Raw genomic sequence first — 20,149 nt, 5'->3', positions numbered from 1 at the left:
AAATAAGAACAAATGTTCTTATTTATTATATCATTTATTTCCTTAGTTGTAATTTTAATTTTTATGTTCCCTACTCTTAGAGATAGAGGAAGGGGGTGAACGATATGGAGGTAGTGGATGTTGTAACACTGTTAACTAACGTTGGCTTCCCTGTTACGTTATGCTTTATTTTGATACGTTACATGTTAGACAATATAGGAGAAAGATTAGATAATCTGGATAACTCTTTAAAGAAGCTTTCCGATGCAATTCAATCTGTTCAGCGTAACGATTAAATTGAGTCTTATGTGTAGCCATAAGTTTGCTTATTCACTATGTGGCTAATTCAGGAACCGTACAGCAAGTACCTTCATCAGATAAAATTTCGGTAGATTATCAAAATCCATTTTTTCAATAATTGATAAAGGTACAAAGGTCTCTCTACTGAATGTATTCCTATAGTTATATAAAGAGAAAGTCTAATCAAACATAGACTTTCTCTTTATACTCTTCGCAGGTATGACCCGTTTCAATTAACATTCTTCGTATCTACCTCCGATAACTTGAGTATAACAATGGTAAGGAGAGAAGATATGAAGTATTTTAATTTTGTTGAACCAATGCAGAGAGAAGAAATCTTAAGAAAGTTTAATATCAAAATAAATTATGATGCTTTGCCGAGTGAGATGTCAGATGAGGAAGTTTTCGAAATAGCTTTTGAGTTATGTAAGCGCTATTTACCAGAAGAAATAAAAAAGTTTGTTCGTCAGAATAAAAAAAATGAAATGAAGAAAATAGTCATTAAGAAGAAGTTGACTATAAAGAAGAGGGTGAAAAAGGATAGATGGCTGAAGGATAACCTAAAAGAATATATAGGATTAATGAGTTATGTAAAAAGGAATTGGCAAGATGAAGCGTTGAGTAATTCAAATGAAATGGGTTTAAAAAGTATGGGCGATCTCATAAATGAAAATTCTGAGAAATCTATTGGTCATAAGCAAGTCTTAGGCCCCATGTATAGTTCGCATTTATTACGAAAACCTATGGAGCTTTTGCTTGATGAAATACAACAAAAGTTTGATATTGAAATTATTGAAGTGATTTCAAAAAGTCCAAAAAAACTATTTAAAAAACAGCTTAATATTCCGGTATTACTTGAACCATTTATTTATTTCGTAACTTGGATGGAAAGTCATCTCTTTGATGCTTACAGACATAGAGATGATTTTTACAATATCATTTTCAAGTTATTTTGTGATGTACTTGATACATATACTCTCCAACAAAAACTTGTAGGTATATATTTGTTTCAAAGAGAGTACTGTTTGGATATAGGTGATGTAGTAGAAAAAAGTTCAAATGAACATGGGGATTTATCTGAAGAATTACTGAAAATTTTGTTTAATACGAAGTATTTATTGCCATTCGTTGAACTTCGTACTTTATATTTTGAGAAAGTGAGAAGTAATATAAGTAGGGAATATAGAGCACGAGGTATATTTGGGAACTCGTCAAGTAATGTATCCTTTTTATTTGAAAAGGGAGACTTTGAAGATCTACCTCAATGGTTGGAAAAAATAAATACTGCCATGTTACAATTCATGTTGATTTATATTCCACTTGTGGAACAATGTTTCTATGCTCTCTGTGAAAAGATAATTAATTTAAGTGGTGAGTCCTTGTTTAATGCAGAAAAGTACATTGACCATTATTCAATACTAAATATTGAACGAGAAAATGAAAGTACAGAGAATTTATCTGAAATTAGCGAGTCAGATGTGAAAGAGTCTCGTGTATTTGAATTAACTACCAATTACTTTATTAGTGGCTTTATAAGAGATTTCGCATTAACTAATTTTATTAGTCGGTTTCCACCACGAACCAGTCGAGACGAAATGAAGAAAATAATGCATCTGCATGTTGAGATTTATGATTTTTTGGAAGATGCTAAAAGCAATTTTTATAAATGAATTTGAGTTTTAGAAGACAGTAATCTCTATAGATTACTGTCTATTTCTTGTACTCCACAAAAAAATAAATATTATAAAGTTTCAAACTCATAATGGCAACTACTTTTTTTGAAAAGTAAGAGTAGGTGCGGGATTGATGAGATTTACTTATGATGAATTTGTAACCAACCACAAAATACTTCAGTCGAGGAGAGATCTTAAATGAACGATAACATTGAAAGATATCTAACAAATCTTACGAGACAAGAACATAAAAAAATTAAGGCATTGGTTGAAGGTGATAAGAGACTTTCGCTTTTTGTACACAACACCAATTTTTGTCACTCCAATGTAGCAGGCTTTAATGCGAAACCATATATCTCACTTATTGGTGTAGCCAGTGAAACGGAGCGATTCTGCTACGGTAAAAATGGTGCAGAGCCATTTCACTTCGGAAATGATGCAACAGAAGAAGATTTTATCAGAGTAATCATTGACACAAAGGATAAACATGAAAAGAATATACTTTTTCACCATAAAAACAAAAGCTACGTTTACAGTACTTCAGATGAATGTACTAATAGATTATTCGTTATGTATACAGAGACGAAGAGCTACGCTCATTACTGTTTGTATGATGGATTTTTAGCAGAAAAGTTTTCAGAAATTTATGTTCGGGATGATAAGGCAAAAGAATCACTTAGAGTATTTGCATTTTCAATGATTAGAAGGCTTTACCCAGAAGTATCAGTAGGAGGTGTGGAACAGTGGAGATAAAAATTATTCCCCCCAGCCAGTCAGGTGACCTTCTTCAGAGCAGTCAGATTGAAAATGATTTTTTTATAAAAGGAAACGCTGATGAACCAACTTTTGATAATTTTCCTATGATTGAGGTACATGATGTGAACGAAGTAGTAACTCAATTTGATGAACTTAATCATGAGAATGAAGTATTCATTGTTGGTTTACCGAATCATTTCACTGATTTCTCATCTACAGAAGAACTCATGAAAATGACAGATCACTCTTCAGATGAAGTAGAGGAAACGAACATGCTTAAAGAGTTTCCGAAAATGAAGAAGAGTAACTTTGAAGCAGATGTGGAAAAAATGATGTTAGCTAAATTTGATATTGTAAACATTAATGAGAGCTTGATGATATATCAGCCTGAAAGGGGGTTTTATAGGAGAATGGTGGATAATGAAATGGCTGTGTTGATTCGGAATAGCATATCTGATGAGCAAGATCAGATGATACGCAAACAGCGCATCGATGAAATAATATACCGTCTTAAAACACGGCCTGAGATTCAGGTAGAGATGAACCAGAGCCTTAACAATAATAATGATTATATTAATTTTGCTAATGGTGTATATGATCTCTATGATCATCAGCTGCTGCCGCATAAACCAAATTATTTTTTTACTAGTTGTATAGAAGCTAATTACGATGTCCAGTTGAATTCCGACTATGAATACTCAGATGAGCTCTTAAACTCTAGCGATTTTGGCCGTTTCTTGGATGACTGTACAGAAAACGATGAAGAAAAGAAGGAATCATTGCAGCAGATGGTAGGTTACATCATATCGAATCATACTAGAGCTAAAAAAATGTTTGTGCTCATTGGAGAGCCACACACGGGTAAAAGTGTTTGGTTGAGCCTATTACAAAACTTAGTTGGCAAAAATAATACTACTTCAATGACGTTGAAACAGCTTGGGGAAAATCGTTTTATGCAATCCAGGCTTGCTCATTCAAAATTAAATATATCTCCTGAGATGAGTGAGGACACTGATCTGAAAGGCATTGAATTCCTGAAGGCTCTTACAGGTGGAGATTTAATTACTGGGGATCGTAAGGGTCAAACAGCTATAGATTTCTATGGTCGTACAAAACTTGTATCTGCAGGTAATCACATGCCTAAAATTAATAGTAAAGATGGTACAACCTCCTTTATTGATAGATTATTATTTGTAAATTTCAACAAATCAAAACCAGAACACATGCGAGATAGATTCTTAATAGATAAACTACTAGACGAACGAGATCTGATTGTTCAGTGGGCTTTAGATGGACTTCAAAAACTTATCGAGAATAATTTTATCTTCACTGAGTGTGAAGAATCTAGTCAGTTTAAAGGACGATATATGCGTGAGATAAGTAATGTATCTGAGTTTATTAAAGATAGCTGTCATGTAGATGTGTATGACTTAAACCTTAAGGTGCATAGAAAAAAATTATTTAGTTCTTACCAAGATTATTGTAGAAACAATGCCATTTCGGCAATAAGTAAATCGGAACTGTGGAGAGAAATTGAGAGATTAGGTGTGAAGAGTGATAAGGTGAGAATCGAAGGATCTACTCCGCTCTTAGGTTTCAGAGGAATATGTTTGAAAGATTTATAATAAAGAAAAGACATTTTTTTGGCTACAAAGGCTACTTTCGTCCAGAAAGTCTGATAGGACTTAGAGTAATAGATGTATCCACGAAGAATTATCCTGCTACATGATTTCTACTTCATGACTACATTTAAACGTATTCTATATATTTTCATAACTATATTATTTAAAGGAGTTAGTAAAGTGCTTAATACCAATAAAATGTTCTTCACAGTTGAGGAGCTTTACGAGATTCTACCGATAGGTAAAAATGCTGTGTACAAGCTAGTTAAAGAGGAAGGATTTCCAAAGTTGAAGGTTGGAAAAAAAATAATTATCCCTGTAAAAGGATTTATGCAGTGGGTAGAACACAAATCATCAATTAATAACTACATCTAACAACGGGGTGGTAAACAATGGCTGGAAGCATAATCAAAGTGGGGAAAAATTATAGAGTGACCTTTGAACATGGAAAAGATATTAACGGTAAAAGAATCAGAACTACTAAAACTGTCGGATCAGAAGCAGAAGCAAAGAGGCTTCTCAATGAGTATGAGTATAATATAAATAGAAATCTATCAGTGCAGAGTAGTGTGATGACATTTGTACAAGCAATTAATGACTGGATGGATAATTATGTTCAGTACAATTGTGAACAGACTACAATTTATGGCTATCAAAATATTTTGAATAAGCATATAATTCCTCATTTCAAGAATATTGAACTGCAAAAGCTTCAACCAAGTCATATTCAGCAATATTACAAGCATCTTTTGGATGAAAAGGGACTATCCCCAAATACAGTGCATAAACACCACGCATTGATTCGTAAGGCTTTGGACTATAGCCTTAAACAACAATTAGTTTATCGTAATGTTGCAGATGCCGTATCTTTGCCTAAGAGAAGAAGATTTGAAGGGAAGGCCTATTCAAAGGAGGAACTGGTTACCCTCTTAGAAAAGGTCAGGGGTACAAAATTAGAGGTTCCGGTCAATCTTGCCATTCATTTAGGTCTAAGGAGAGAGGAGATCGTTGGCTTAAAATGGAAGTATGTTGATTTAGATCTGAGAGAAATTCGGATAGAAGAAGTGCGAACTAGTGCGGGTAGCAAGGTTATAACGAAAGTTCCGAAAACCGAAAAAAGTAGGCGTTCGCTGTACATCGGTGATGATCTGTACGAAATACTTCTTAATCACAAAGTTAAGCAAAAAGAAATGAATAGGATATTAGGTTCTGAATATTATAATGCGGGATATTTATACTGTCATGAAGATGGTAAACCTTACAGAGTAAACTCAGTTACAGAGCAATTTAAGGTGTTTCTTGAAAAGAATCAGTTACCTAAAATTCGTCTTCATGATCTCAGGCATTCCTTTGCCAGTGTTCTGTACAACGAAGGAGTTGATTTAAAGGCCATCTCTGAGGCTTTAGGACACTCAGATCTCGGTACAACTAGTCGTATTTACACTCACAGATTTGATAAAACTCACAAGGGAGTGGTTCAAGCATTAAACGACGCACTTAAAACAACTCAATTATGATGTGATGTTGCAAACAAGATATAGACCACCAATAGGAGTATGCTTAACTCCCCTACTGGTGGTCTATATAATATTTTTTATTTCCTATTTTCCTCGTTCGTTATTCCAAATCAGAGTGTGCAGTTGTGGGAGTACTCTAGCGGTTTGCATTTCTGGATCATTAATAACTAAATTGAATAACCATTCTAATTTGTTTAGTAGTTGTCCTGCAATACATTCACTGCGTGTTACCTCAGCATTTCCTACTTGAAGAAATAAAGTAATGTCAGGAAATAAACTTTGGACTTTTTTTGCATAAAGATAATCAGTTTCATCAAAAATAACTACTTTCAAAGAGACGTTTGAATGTTGGAGGTTCGCAAAGATAGATTGAAGAATCCCCCAATCTGTTGACATTAAAGAACTAGGAGGTTTAGGGCTAATGGTTAATATATCAACATCATTGAACCAGTCCTTCCAAATACTCCCTTGCGTTTCGACAATGATTTTTTTTGACCTTTTATGAAGTTCAGAAATAAGATCATGCATAGGTTCGTTATAGAGGGCAGGATTACCACCTGATATTGTGACATAGGTACAACCATCTAATCCAATTGAATTCAGTTTATCAATAATTTCTAAACTGGTTAAACGTTGTATACTTGATTTGCTCGAGCCATCCCAGGTAAAAGCTGAATCACACCAAGAGCACTTGTAATCACATCCGTATAAACGAACAAACATTGTCTTCAGCCCAATAACTGAACCTTCTCCTTGAATAGTCGGTCCGAAAAGCTCAATTACTGGAAGTTTACTCATAATCGCAAACTCCACTTTGTGCATAAAAAGGTCCTTCATGATCTATATCTGAAGCAAAGACTTCTACCCAACTTGTAGATGTTTCCCAAAGTTTTATGGACCATACTGGAAGGTTGGCTTTAATAAGTTCAAAACAAATGTACTTTGACATATTCTCTGCGGTTGTACGACATCCAACGATACAAACCTTTGATCCAGTAGACTTTAGTGTTTGGAGAACAGGTTCATTCCCCGCTGCTAGAAAAGCATGGTCAAACTTATCTATAATAACCTCATTAACAATTTTTTTGAGATCACTAAAATCCATAACGAATCCTTCGTTGGACACATCTTCAGAACCGTAAGTTTTACCTCTAATGACAACCTCAAGTTTATACGTATGCCCATGAACATTTGCACATTTCCCATTGTGACCTATAAGTTGATGAGCGGCATCAAATTGAAAAATCTTGCACACATTAATTTCGTTTTTCATAAAATATTGCCCCTCTCTTGAAGATATTGTTCTAATCCTGCTTTACGTAAAAGACATGCTGGGCATTCACCGCATCCGTCTCCAATAATTCCATTGTAGCAAGTTAATGTTTTCGTTCTCACAAAATCAAGATGTCCTAACTGATCCGCTAACTCCCAAGTTTGTTTTTTATTTAGCCACATTAACGGCGTATGAATTACAAAGTTGTAGTCCATTGAAAGGTTTAATGTGACATTTAGAGACTTAACAAAAACATCTCGACAATCTGGGTAGCCACTAAAATCGGTTTGACATACACCCGTAATAATATGGTAGTAACCTAATTGCTTAGCTAAAATGGCTGCAAAGGAAAGGAATAACATGTTACGGCCATCTACAAATGTATTTGGAAGTGTCCCTTCGCTACCTGCTTCTATTTCAATATCTTCTCTAGTTAGCGCATTAGGTGCTAATTGATTGAGTAAATTAAGATCCAGAACATGGTGCTTTACGTTAAGTTCTTTTGCAATTTCAGATGCACATTCCAATTCTAGCTTATGACGTTGGCCGTATTGGAAAGAGACAGTTTGAACTTCATCATATTCTTTTAATGCCCAGAGTAGGCAGGTAGTACTATCTTGTCCTCCACTAAATACAACAAGTGCTTTATTATTCATAGGTTAGTCTCCTTTGCTGATGATCTATGAGCAGTATGCTACATAACAAGTATATCACTATACGGTCAGGAATCATGTTTACTCTTCTGGGGCGATTACAGGTAAACGTGGAATAAATTATTTGTTGTTAGAACTTTCTTTAAACCTTCGAGTACCCAATGAGTCAAAAGAGGGGGGTAGCTGATTTCAAAATCCTATTATATAATAGTTGGAATACTGAAAAAATTGAGAAAAGGTGAACAAATGAAATACCTAGTTATTCTATTATACTTAGCGGCTATTGTTACAGCGAATGTCGTAACAGCAGGAACAAAACCTATCCAAATTGGAATGTTTATTATTCCAGCAGGGTCCTTTATTATTGGGGCTACCTTTATCCTTAGAGATTTTGTTCAGATTTTTGTAGGGAGAAGAGTGGTATATATTCTTATTATCCTGGCAATGATTTTGTCTGGAGCAACTTCATATTTACTTGGTGATGGGCTTTGGATTACATTTGCATCTGTTTTGACTTTTTTAGTATCGGAGACAACTGATACGGAAATATATACTCGTTTAAAGTTTCCTTTTTATCTGCGTGTAATGTATAGCGGCATTGTTGGGGGCTTCTTAGATAGTATAATTTTTGTTGTGGTAGGCTTATCACCACTTGGGGCAAACTTTATTCCATGGAATGCAGTTGTATATGCAATTTTAGGACAGATTATTGTTAAAACTGTTGTTCAGTTGCTTGCATCTGGTGTAATTCGTCTCTCATTGAATAAAAGATTAGACCGATTTGTTTAAGAGTAGTGACATTTTAATTACAAAGAGATATATGTTAATATTGCAGGGGAACAAACATTTGTATATAGGGATACGGAGGACATATGGAAAAGCGCATATTAGTGGTAACCTCATGTACGGGTGAGAAAATAAGTAAGCCCGAAAATCAATTGTTATTTGAAGATTTTCAGGATGAAAACAGATTACATCAGAGAGAAAACGAATTATCCCCGTATAGAACAACTGCCAAGGATATGTACACAGGTAGTCAACATCTGGCATTGATGGATGGTATTAATACTTACCGTGAACACGGGGGAAACATTGATCTTAATATAATTTCTGCAGGATATGGATTGTTAAGTGAAAACGACAAGATTGTTCCTTATGAAGTGACGTTTAACAATATGAATTCCCAAACTATAAAGAATTGGTCAAAAAAACAAAGAATTACCGAAACGCTGCAAGAAAGAGTTCGTGAATACGATTTGGTGTTCTTTCTTCTTGGTGATAAGTATCTACAATCTGTTGAATGGCCGCTGAGCATTAGTGGTCAACAAAGATTTTTCTTTTTTGCTGGGAATTCAAGCAGAACTAGAGTTATGGTTGAAGAAAATTATCATCTTCTTTCCATAGGAGAGGATGAGGCTAAAGTATTTAGATTTGGACTCATTGGTATTAAGGGATTCCTTTTTGCCCAACTGTTAAAACAAGCTTCTGCTGTAGGCCACCGTAAGGTCTGGGAAGATCTTTATTTAAACCCATCTAAAGTACGCGATTATGTTATGGAATCTTTTGAAAGCAAAGACAAGCAACTCACTCTATCTGATTTTTCTGAAAAAGAAAATAGAGTTGACTCACTAAAAGCATCTCAACTCTTAACTTTTTATAGTGAGTTATTCCCGGTACCGGATTCTTTAATTGCTGTAAACTATAAAAAGGAACTTAATTTCTTTTTGCCAGAGAATGATGATCGTGTGGATCCAAATTATGATTTTATAAATGATGTCTCTCATAAGGATCGGAATCCGCTCCTTCATGATGTCTATTCTCACCAGATTTATGGAACTCCTCAATATGATGGTTTGTTGGTGTCTAAAGTCAATATTGATAATGCTACGAAACAAAAGGTTCAACTTATAAAAGAAATGGGTGGCATTCACAAGTTTCTCCATCTGCCTGAGGACTTTCCAATCATGGGGGATTGCGGAGCATTCAGTTATATTAGCAGTGAAGTTCCACCTTATACAACGAAGCAAATTATCGACTATTATGATGAATTAGGAATCAATTATGGTGTTTCCGTTGATCACTTGGTCGTTGGTCCATTCAAGAAGGATTTGGACACAAGGCAGTTTAGGTATGAATTGACTCTGAAAAAGGCCGAGGAATTTATTGTTGAATTCCGTAAAGGGACTCATAAGTTTCATCCGATTGGAATTATTCAAGGATGGGATCCCCAGTCGTTCAAAGAAGCAGCGCTGCATTTAATTAACTTAGGTTATGACTATATTGCGATAGGTGGACTTGCAAGGGAACAATCGGGAAAAATATATGAGATTTTAAGAGAAATTTCACCGATTATTCCAAATGAAAATTTCCGGTTGCACTTATTTGGGGTCGCACGTGATATGCGTACTATGAAATCCTTTCATAAACTAGGGGTTACTTCATTCGACTCTAGTTCACCGTTGCGACGCGCATGGTTAGGTTCAGGACACAATTATCATGCTTTAAGTGGAAAACACTATACGGCGATTCGAATTCCAGAAGCAAAAGAAACGTCCGGAAGAGTGAAAAAAATGGTCCAAGAAGGAAAGGGAGAGTTCCTTCAATATAAGGAACTTGAACAGAATGCTTTAAAGGCATTGAGAGCATTTAGTAGTGGGGACTTGGGATTGGAAGAAGCCCTATCGGCCATATTACGATATGATGAATTACTAGGTGAGAAACGTGAAGTCCATGAAGATCTTTACCGTGAGGTTCTCTCTGAACGTCCATGGGAGACATGTGGATGCGAAATATGTAAGACAATTGGTATCGATACAATAGTGTTTCGTGGGAATAATCGAAATAGAAGAAGAGGTTTCCATAACACGCATGTGTATCATGAGCAAGTCAAAGCACTTAGGACATCTTTAGATATTTCTCATGGCGAATCTGATCAGGTCTGACGAATTAGAACAATGAAGTAATACTGCGTAAGTTGCCCTAGTGTGTTACACTAGGGCATATTTGCTTTGGGGGAATTCTAATGCAGGTTTCAATTGATGAAGTGCGCAGGCTAAATAGGAACGATGATACAGTTTTTTATAGCATTAATACAATACATAAACTTAGATTGTGGGATTTTCCTGTAATTGATAAAGCGATGATTAGCCAGGATGTTGTTATGGTAAGTTACGAAGAAATGATAAACCAAGCCACTGATAGAATACAGGTATCCAATCCAGTGTTCCTCTATCCGCTACCAGAAGGTAAGGAAGGAGATGAATACGTAACACTCTTTGTTTCGTCAAAGCATTATTTAGCAGAATATTGTGAGAAAGTAGTACTCTCTTTCGATTTTATAAATCGAATAGTCGAAAAAAAGGATAAACTAAGTAGTAACTCTACCAAGTTACTAACTCTTCACTCGTTTAAAGGCATTTTGAAACGGTTTAACGATGTTGAAATTAAAAGTGAAGATTGGCCTAACATTTGCAGTGACTTAATCCAATACCTAAAATGTCTCATTGAAGAGTATCCGTTTCTTGGCTACCTACCTATCACAGAGCGTAAAGAATTTAGAGAAAAATCTGTTGCAGATACGAATTTTGCCTGGGAGTTTTATATAAGATTTTTCTTAGATAAATGGAATTCCAAAGATTATGTTGTTAAGGCGCCAAACTTATCAAAACCATTTCATCATATGGATTGGATGGGTGATTTTTTTCAACGTGATAACCCTTTTTGGCAATCGTATCTAAGTGTGAATGGGAAGTTTCGATTACATCGTGATGTTCGTGAATCTATATATCAATTTTGGAAAGAATGGATAGAGTGAGCCTTTATAAGGCTCACTCTTTTTATTATTTAGCGGTAGCTGAGATAAAGAAAGTATGCTAAAATTCATTTATCACGTGAAATCACGTAAAAAAATTCGAGAAGGAGAGATATCTTGCAATTTTATGTTGGATGGTCTCATAGCGATGCTATATTCACAGATTATTATCCAGATTGTTCTATACTCGTAAGCGCCGTTCCCGATAACAAAGGGACTTTAGGAAGATTTAAGACAAAACCAAAAAAAATAATATTGGACTGCGGGTCGGTCTACTATGTAAAACAAGCAACTCGGCCCTCATTGAAAGATATATTTGAGATACAAGTATCTTTTCTTGAGAGTTGTGATCCCTACGAGGCTTATATGGTTCACTTTGATGAACCGATGCTTAACAAAACTTCATTATCGGAACGATACATGGCAATGGAAAAAACACTGTTTAATGCTTACGAATATATGAATCTTTTTAATTCTAAGAATTTTGCTAGACATGTATTACCAATGGGAGTAATCCAGGGCTACGATCGGGCAAGTATAGAATTTTCTGCAAAAGAGTTATCTCGAATGGGCTATAGATCATTCGGTATAGGTTCTTTGTTAGCCCAAAATCAAAATAAACAAATTGAAATGATTAACTATGCAGCAGATACCGTGGGGTCATCTAATCTTCATGTCTTTGGAGTAACAGGAGTTCCCCAAATGCAAGCTATGGTTGACATTGGGGTGAGATCCTTTGATTCTACGAGGCCAACGATGGCAGCGGCTTTTTTTCAGGTCTTTTATAGCAGACCATTTAAAACCTACTTTTTGTCTAAGTCACATGCAAAATTAAGTAGTCCTCGACTCAGTGAACCGCTCCCTTGTAATTGTCCTGTATGCCAAGTTAATGCACATGATTTATTTATTCCCTCACCAAGGGAACACATGAGACTGAGGTCGATACATAATTATTATCATCTCTCTATTGTAATTAATGACTTATTGACTGAAAAGAACGGAGGCGAAGGATATGCTCTTCCAGATGTGTTATGGACCAGAAATTGAGTCAATCTATGAAACGATTAGAGAGCACAGTGGCATTAAAATCAATACACTTCGACAATACTATCAATATACAGAAGAAGGAGATATTACTTCCTTAATTGAGGGGGTTATAACCATACTTTTAGATCTCAAATTTATACGAAAGGAAGATAGTGAATTTTTTGCTTTAGAGGATAAGTCATGGAGTAACAGAGAAGTGTTTAGACGGTTAAACATAATCTCAACCTCTCAGAATGAAGATGAAGAAAGCTTGAATTATATTTTCTCCTCTATATATAATCAGGTTTTTGTGAAACAAGATAAGATGTTCGAAACTAACATTCATTATCAGGTAAACAAGAGATTTTCAAAAACAATGGTTGGTCATGAAAAAATCAATGCATGGAAACGAATGATGGAGTCTTGGGGATTAGGGAGAAGGGTATACACAGGGTTTTATGTTTTACCTCATATGTCACTCTTACAGGAAATTATAGAGGAGGTCGGGGAATGGGAGGGAGGCCTTCATCCATTTTGTGAAGAGAAAATTCATCCTATTCTGCCTTGTATAACTTCAGAGGGTCTGATCTTTAGAGGTGTGATTTTCGGATTAATGGGGTTACAACATAAGTCGCTCGAAATTAGCTATAAACAAGACTTACCCTTTAAATCTTATGGACCTAATCAGGAGTGGAACTGGATTCATTTAAGAAAGCAGGTGGATTAACATGATACCATGTTTGAATAAAAATGCGCTGAAATTATTAGTTGGAACCGCAGACGAGAGGTATAACTATTCTCCGGATTATTTCCGAAAAACGCATTTTCCTCAAGTCATGCATAGATACCATGGTAATCAGCTTCTTGAAGAAATCACTGAAAATGAGCTTTTTAATAATTTATTAGAAGTAGATGCTGAAGGGAACCGAGTGTTTTTCTTATTTGGTTCTACTGGATCTGGTAAATCTGAGTTACTGTGCTGGATCAAGGATAAATGGCAACTGCATGAGGTGGATCGACCTGTTATTCGTATTTCTCGTACTGAACTTAATCCCCAAGTTTTAATAAAGAAATGTTATGCTGCCTTAGGTATTCCTTTAGGGATATCGATTGATGAGGCTCGTTGGGATCTATTACTTAAGAAACCAATAACCTTAATAAATCAAATTGTTTGGTCAACGCTGTCAGAAATCCTCCCTACTGATGAAGAGATTGTTCCGACGGCATTATTAATAAGGCCAGTTATTGAAAGGAACGTGACAGAATTTACATTGCAAGTGCAGAGTGGTCGAATAAAAAAACCGCTGGAAGTTTTACATCAAGATCAGTTTGATGACCTAATATCTAGCACAACGCTTCAAATTCCCATTGAGTATCCCTTATTAAGAAAGAAACTTTCTCAAAAACTAGATCAATTCTTATTTGAAGGTAAAGATATTGCTTCTCTCTTTAAGGAATTGACAGAGCAAATAAAAAGAATGAATATACGTCCGTTGTTACTAATTGATGACCTTGTTCAATCAGTTAATATATATGCTTCTGATTTACTGGATCAGATCATTACCCTTGAGGAAGGGAAGTGGGATGTTGTCATTGGTCTCACACCAGGAGCTGTTCGAGATAATGATAAAGGGTTTGATCTCACACAACGGATTCAAAACTTGGACACGATCACAGATAGAGTGAAAAAATTGTGGTTGTCCGATGAGTCAGGAAAGGATTTCTACAACTTAGATCGTTCTCAAGTGCCCAGCTATATGTCCAATTATTTAGTTCAGTTAAAGGCTTCTCAAGGGTTCACATGCGGTAAACAGTGCCCTCATTATTTGGAGTGTAAAGGTTATAGTGTATCAGCAGGAGAGATTGATGATGTGAAAATAGAACAAGATATAAATCTTTTACCGTTTAACCGTCATTTGATTAGAAGAACATTCGATGCCATACCGGTGGGAAAGGGTAAGCTTAGATATATGATCCTTAATAGTAAAGAGATCATTCGTTTCTTTCAGAACGGAAAAAGAGAAAAGATACCTAGAGTACTTCCTCTGGTGAAAAGGGAGAAGTTCTCCGATCATCCGGATCTTTTTATAAAGACGTATGCTGAATGGTACGTGCCTGAAGAGCAGGAGGAGTGTCACATTCCAAAAAAAGTACTACACTATTTTGGATATCATGATGGAGAAGTAAAAGTTAGTCTGAATACACTTGAAACTAAGAACGAAGTAAATTCTGATCTGTTTCCGAAAGGAGAGCCACAACCACCCATTGCAGTTAAATCTACCGTTAGAGAATGGGTTGAAGGTAAGAAAGTTAATTCAGAACTACTTGACCCAGTGAGGTTGGGGGTTTCTACCCTCATTCATGAGGTAGTAAAAGGTGTAAATATGTCCCTACCATTCACTCCAAGAATGACAGCAACGATTCAAAGGAGAAATGTAGTGAACCGAACACGCTATCCTATCACATTAGATATTAAGGGAAAGGGGGAAAGAAGAAATATAGTCGTAAATCGTGGATTTGCTGCTCTCCAGATTTCAAATTTTCAATCGTTGAAGTACTCTGAAAAAGCTAGTGTTTTTCAACATATTTCAAATGAGTATGAGACAGCAAAATGGATATACGAGACGGAAAAAATAAAAAAAGATTGGCATTGCGAATTGGAGAAAGGCTTGGGAATGCCCATCGATTCATTTGTTTATCTCTTGAAGAATTGGGCTGAGATGTGTCTTGAAATTGGAAATGCTCAATGGACATCAAAGATAAAAAAACAGTTTCCTTTAACTCAGGAGGTAGTTAATCTTATTGAGGAAAGTTATCAAGATTGGCATTTGCTACGAGATAATATGCTTAAATCTCCCAATGAGAATGGAAAAGATTCAGCCTTTGAGTTTGATCGCTGGTTGAAGAGTTATCATCCTGTAAAAGTTCTGGAACATTATCAAATTGGGGATGTGTCACTCCACGTCTTTCTTTTGAGCTTAAAAAATGATTACTTATCGTACCTATGTTTATTAGAGCAAAACTTAAAGCATGAAATCCAAACTGCAAAAGGCATGCTTCCCTTTTTATTAGGGTCGAAAGATAAAAAATACATCCTACATGCAGAGAGAATTAGAGGATTTGAGGAGATTACATTATATATGCTTCAAGACTATTCAGATTATACGCGATTTGAAAAGAGTCTTGAGGAAGGGGGCGTTAAGAACTGGTATGCAATAAATGCATCTCTATATGATGACGTAATAAACCTGTTTAAAAAATTTGAATTAGTATGCAAAGAGGTTGACGATCAAATGGGTGAATTCAATGAGATATTAAGTGAGGATTGGAACACCCATAAACCTAATTGGTCAAATCTTGCTATAGAAAAGGAAGAGTTAATCAAGACTATAGATGATTTATATATATTGAAACATGGCTTATCGATTTCTCAAAACGCCTGGTCGCAAGTGCTACGGTCTAATTATGTGATGGAAGATGTAATTCAAGTAAAAACGTTATGGTCTAGGATAGTGGAAAGCGTCAAGCAGTTAGTAAAACGGGGGTTAGTTGATTCAGACATTCAGAAGAATATTGTTGAATGGAAGAAAATTGATTTTTACCAAATAAAAAATCGTTTGGATGAGAAGGATATACGAGAATCCGAACAACAGAACGTAATCAAACATTTACGGGATGATCTTGGATGCGAAGGCATAGATAGCTTAGATGACCTTATAATAAAAATTGAGTGTAACGATAATCTGCGCCCATCTGTTAAAAGACATCTCAAATTACTTTTAGAGCAGGGTTACACTACTCTCCCACCACTTCAATGGAAGCGGCTATTAGATGAACTAAAAACGAGGTTTCCGACTCTCTTCGAGGTGGTTGAGATCCGGTTGATAGCTTCAGGGAAATAGAAATTAAAATTGGATGGTAAAAACCATGATTAACACTAATCAATACATTTACATCATCCGAGCAAATCGATATAAGTATTGCGGCCCCCCATTTTATAGGAGGGGCTTTTTTATAGTAAAATAGTTTTGTGCATTGAATCCCAATTCAGATAACCTAAAGACCATATCTATTTCCAAACTATAAAGGAAAAGCAAGGGAATCCATAACCTAACACGGTTTTCATTCTTGGTAAAATTCAATGAAAAACGTTAAAACCTGGGTTGACGATAATCGACCATTCAGGTACTTTTATACTATATAGCAACGTATATATCCAATATTTATAAAAAAACAATTAACTTCACATTGTATGTGGGGTTTTTATTATTAGAGCTTTCTTTAAAGAATAATGGGGGATCAGTATGAATACCTTAGAGATTGGCTCTTTTGTGCAAGTATTATCTAACAACAAAGGTATTGGAAAGCTGAAATCCATACTAGTTGGTAATATGGCAGAAGTAACTTATTTTCACTCTATTTCAGATCAAGAAACCAATATATACTCAATTAATGATATCAAGAAAGTAGTTCTTCAGCACCAGTCACGCTGTTACTTTTACCAACTAGATGAAGATCAATGGGTGATGGGAAGAGCGCTTCGGAAAATAGGAAATGAATACGAAGTCGATTTCCCTGATCGTTTCTCCATGTACATATCTCAAAACGAACTTTACGTCCGCTGTGAAGACTCTCTACCTCATCCAACGGAAGTCTTATCTATATTGGGGCAAGAAACGGCTTTCTTTTATACAAGAAGAACAGGTTTTATGGAAAATCTTATAGATCAAAGAGCAGTAGCCAAGGGGATGACTGGCCTTATTTCTTCCAATATTGATTTGGTACCTCACCAGATTGAAGTTATTCGACGAGTGTTGGAAGACCCTATTCCTCGCTATTTACTCGCAGATGAAGTTGGTCTTGGGAAAACAATTGAAGCTGGTGTGATTTTAAGACAAATGTTACTGGATGAGGCTGAAAGAACAGCGTTAGTTCTAGTTCCATCCTTTCTGCTTGTGCAATGGGAGGAGGAATTGACTCAACGTTGCTTAATTGGTCAATTTCCAGGTCGTGTTCGCTTTACTGCATTGGAAACATTTGATTTTATAGAAGAAACTCTCCCTGATATTGTGATAATTGATGAAGCCCATGAAGTTGCCAAATTGGCTTTTTCACAGAATCCTCATGCTAAAAATAAATACGAACAGATTAGATATGTATCTCACCATGCCAATGCCCTACTCCTTTTGTCGGCTACACCCGTACTCAATAATGAAAAAGAGTTTTTGTCTATGTTACACCTATTGGATCCGGACAACTATAAACTTAATGAACTTGATGCTTTTCGACAGAAATTAATGTTTCGACAAGATATAGGAAAGGTTCTGTTATCTTTTCGTGAAAACACCAAATCCTTCTTGTTAAAACGTGGTATTGCAAATTTACGTACTTTATTTAAAGACGATGGAATTTTGGAGTCCTTCCTTCAAAAATTAGAGATGGATTTAGACACATTAAATGAAGAAAAAAGAGGCGAACTGATCCGAAAAATAAGATTACATATCTCGGAAACGTATCGACTTCATCGGCGAATGTTAAGAAATCGTAGAGAAAGTGTGGGAAGTATTCTTCAGCATAGCCGAAGTGAACAGTCAATCACTGAGCAGTTTGACTTAGATGAACGGACAGAAGTACTTCACCAGTTACTGGATGAGTATAGGTATGAAGCTTGGGCCTCTGAAAGACATTTATGGGAAAACGAGCAGACAATGGAGTCAAACTTATCTCGGATTTGGTTTCTTTTCCTTGAGACGGCTGGTAGCGATGATGATCTTTTCTGTAAATTAATTCGGATTCGTTTAACTAAAGAAGTAGAGGAGTCCTTGGCTTCACTAGATAATATCAATCTTCTTATCAATACTGAACTATTCCAAGGGGAACTTGAATTACTCCAAAGGATGCTGAATGTTTTTAAATACCCGAGCGAAGAGGGGGATAAGCTTCAACTGCTTTTATATAGCATAAAAAATATTCAGGAGAGGGCTCGAAGGAGTGGTAAGGAAGAGCAAAAAATAATTGTATTCTCCCAATTTACTTCAGTGTGCGAAAAAATGCACAGATATTTAGCTCAAGAGTTAGGACAAGAACTGGTTGGTGCATACCATTCAAATCTTAATCAAGATCAGATTAAGGAAATTACAGATACATTTCGTAGTCGCTCTATATTTCAAGTGTTGATATGTGATAGTTCTGGAGAAGTAGGTCGGAATTTTCAATTTGTTGATCATTTAATTCATTATGATTTACCGTTTTCACCTAATCGAATTGAGCAGAGAATCGGCCGACTTGATCGTTTGGGGAGAGATAAACCGTTCTATATGAGTATTATGACCGGACCCGATAATGAGATTAATTTCCAGTATGCATGGCATAGTTTATTAAAACGTGGTTTGAACATCTACGGCAGTTCTATATCATCATTACAGTTTTTTGTGGATAGTCAAATTCCTAATATCATGCGAGATATGTACGTGAATGGGATACAGGGCTTGAAATTACAAACTGCACATATTGTTGAGACGATTGAACAAGAAAAGGTAAAAGTTACTGAACAACAAATAATTGATGAGATAGATGCTAAGGAAAAAGAGTCTTCCAAGTTCTATGAGGATTTGGTTGCTTATGAAAAAAATCCAACTCGTATGCAGTCTTCTGTAGAGCCGTGGCTTTGTGAAGCATTAAGTTTTCAGCGAAGCGAATCGCAAAATGATGGAGGATTCCATTACAAAGGAACACAAAGGACGTTAGTTCCGAGTCTTCGTATGATTAAACTACAAAGTCAAATGGATGCCCCTGGATTTTACGACCGAAATCGTGCAGTTCGAACAAAAGGGAGTAAGTTGTTCCGAATAGGAGATCCTTTTTTTGATAGCCTTAGTGATTATTTAAGATGGGATGATCGGGGACAAACGTATGCTATGTGGAGGCATATAACAAGTTGGCCAAAAAGCAATCAAGATTGGTTAGGTTTTCAAATGCATTACATTGTAGAAGGTGATTCAAAACCTATTCAACGTTTACTTGAAAGCCGCGGTGAAGAGGGGAAATTAAAAGTATACAAAAGGTTACTTGATAAGTTTTTCTCACCGCACTACATGACAATTCAATTGGATTACCAAGGCGAAGTTGCTGATGCAAGTTATGTTAATCTAATGACGGCCCCTTACAAAGGTGCCGAACAAGGAGGCAAAGATACAAATATTATTAAAGAAAGATTGAGAGTGATCAGAGATACGTTTTCGACGAAAACTTGGAATAACATTTGTTCACAAGCGGAGCAAAACTCTAGAGAGCATTTATATAAAGAACTATCATTTAAGGACTTATGTGATTTAAATGCGGCAAAGGCTCTGAGATACTTCAAAGATTTGCAAACTCAGATAGAACTTCGGAATAGTTACGAAGGTACATGGGGGGACTACGAATCGCTAGACAATGAGATTTATGAGGCAGTACTGGAAGGGATTAAGCAACCAGATGTTATTCTAGATGCTGCTGGATTCATAGTATTGTCAGCAAGAACCTTGAACAAATAGGAGG

The 20,149-nt window shown here is 35.8% G+C and carries 16 protein-coding genes; 13 read left to right on the top strand and 3 right to left on the bottom strand.

Annotated features, from left to right (window positions below):
• The first annotated feature begins 104 nt into the window (after positions 1 to 104).
• The 6 genes from OM416_RS27580 (at position 105) to xerC (ending at position 5,847) form a co-directional block, all read left to right on the top strand.
• A complete protein-coding gene (locus OM416_RS27580; protein ID WP_264934868.1) occupies positions 105 to 275 on the top strand; it encodes a hypothetical protein in 171 nt (56 codons plus the stop codon).
• A 297-nt stretch (positions 276 to 572) separates the two neighbouring features.
• A complete protein-coding gene (locus OM416_RS27575; RefSeq protein WP_264934867.1) occupies positions 573 to 1,949 on the top strand; it encodes a hypothetical protein in 1,377 nt (458 codons plus the stop codon).
• A 201-nt stretch (positions 1,950 to 2,150) separates the two neighbouring features.
• Positions 2,151 to 2,705, top strand: a complete 555-nt coding sequence (locus tag OM416_RS27570; RefSeq protein WP_264934866.1) for a hypothetical protein — start codon at positions 2,151 to 2,153, stop codon at positions 2,703 to 2,705.
• A complete protein-coding gene (locus tag OM416_RS27565; RefSeq protein ID WP_264934865.1) occupies positions 2,696 to 4,333 on the top strand; it encodes a phage/plasmid primase, P4 family in 1,638 nt (545 codons plus the stop codon). The genes OM416_RS27570 and OM416_RS27565 overlap by 10 nt, the downstream gene beginning before the upstream one ends.
• A gap of 177 nt (positions 4,334 to 4,510) precedes the next feature.
• Positions 4,511 to 4,705, top strand: a complete 195-nt coding sequence (locus tag OM416_RS27560) for a helix-turn-helix domain-containing protein (RefSeq protein ID WP_264934864.1) — start codon at positions 4,511 to 4,513, stop codon at positions 4,703 to 4,705.
• A 17-nt stretch (positions 4,706 to 4,722) separates the two neighbouring features.
• Positions 4,723 to 5,847, top strand: coding sequence for a tyrosine recombinase XerC (xerC, locus tag OM416_RS27555; RefSeq protein WP_264934863.1), 1,125 nt, complete (start codon positions 4,723 to 4,725; stop codon positions 5,845 to 5,847).
• Positions 5,848 to 5,931: 84 nt separating this feature from the next.
• On the opposite strand, the gene queE is transcribed toward xerC, so the two are convergent.
• From queE to queC, 3 genes are read right to left on the bottom strand one after another with little or no spacing between them, the layout of a single operon-like run.
• Complete coding sequence (gene queE, locus OM416_RS27550) at positions 5,932 to 6,645, bottom strand: 7-carboxy-7-deazaguanine synthase QueE (RefSeq protein ID WP_264934862.1); 714 nt, start codon at positions 6,643 to 6,645, stop codon at positions 5,932 to 5,934.
• The gene (gene queD, locus OM416_RS27545; RefSeq protein ID WP_264934861.1) at positions 6,638 to 7,120 is read right to left on the bottom strand and encodes a 6-carboxytetrahydropterin synthase QueD; all 483 of its coding nucleotides are present in this window, start codon (positions 7,118 to 7,120) and stop codon (positions 6,638 to 6,640) included. The genes queE and queD overlap by 8 nt, the downstream gene beginning before the upstream one ends.
• The gene (queC, locus tag OM416_RS27540) at positions 7,117 to 7,776 is read right to left on the bottom strand and encodes a 7-cyano-7-deazaguanine synthase QueC (RefSeq protein WP_264934860.1); all 660 of its coding nucleotides are present in this window, start codon (positions 7,774 to 7,776) and stop codon (positions 7,117 to 7,119) included. Before queC ends, queD begins: the two co-directional genes overlap by 4 nt.
• Positions 7,777 to 8,019: 243 nt before the next feature.
• On the opposite strand from queC, the gene OM416_RS27535 reads away from it, so the two are divergent.
• From OM416_RS27535 to dpdE, 7 genes are all read left to right on the top strand, one after another.
• Positions 8,020 to 8,562 (top strand): VUT family protein, encoded by a 543-nt coding sequence (locus tag OM416_RS27535; protein ID WP_264934929.1) that lies wholly within the window; start codon positions 8,020 to 8,022, stop codon positions 8,560 to 8,562.
• A gap of 83 nt (positions 8,563 to 8,645) precedes the next feature.
• Positions 8,646 to 10,715, top strand: a complete 2,070-nt coding sequence (gene dpdA, locus OM416_RS27530) for a tRNA-guanine transglycosylase DpdA (RefSeq protein WP_264934859.1) — start codon at positions 8,646 to 8,648, stop codon at positions 10,713 to 10,715.
• Between the two features lie 80 nt (positions 10,716 to 10,795).
• Positions 10,796 to 11,587, top strand: a complete 792-nt coding sequence (locus OM416_RS27525) for a hypothetical protein (protein WP_264934858.1) — start codon at positions 10,796 to 10,798, stop codon at positions 11,585 to 11,587.
• A gap of 114 nt (positions 11,588 to 11,701) precedes the next feature.
• The gene (locus OM416_RS27520; RefSeq protein WP_264934857.1) at positions 11,702 to 12,631 is read left to right on the top strand and encodes a queuine tRNA-ribosyltransferase family protein; all 930 of its coding nucleotides are present in this window, start codon (positions 11,702 to 11,704) and stop codon (positions 12,629 to 12,631) included.
• Positions 12,597 to 13,337 (top strand): hypothetical protein, encoded by a 741-nt coding sequence (locus tag OM416_RS27515; protein WP_264934856.1) that lies wholly within the window; start codon positions 12,597 to 12,599, stop codon positions 13,335 to 13,337. Before OM416_RS27520 ends, OM416_RS27515 begins: the two co-directional genes overlap by 35 nt.
• 1 nt (position 13,338) lies before the next feature.
• Positions 13,339 to 16,512, top strand: coding sequence for a P-loop NTPase fold protein (locus OM416_RS27510; RefSeq protein WP_264934855.1), 3,174 nt, complete (start codon positions 13,339 to 13,341; stop codon positions 16,510 to 16,512).
• Between the two features lie 402 nt (positions 16,513 to 16,914).
• Positions 16,915 to 20,145, top strand: coding sequence for a protein DpdE (gene dpdE / locus OM416_RS27505; RefSeq protein ID WP_264934854.1), 3,231 nt, complete (start codon positions 16,915 to 16,917; stop codon positions 20,143 to 20,145).
• Positions 20,146 to 20,149 lie beyond the last annotated feature (4 nt).

The organism is Paenibacillus sp. LS1 (genome assembly GCF_026013365.1).
GTDB lineage: Bacteria > Bacillota > Bacilli > Paenibacillales > Paenibacillaceae > Paenibacillus.
This window is presented reverse-complemented; position numbering and strand designations above follow the sequence as displayed.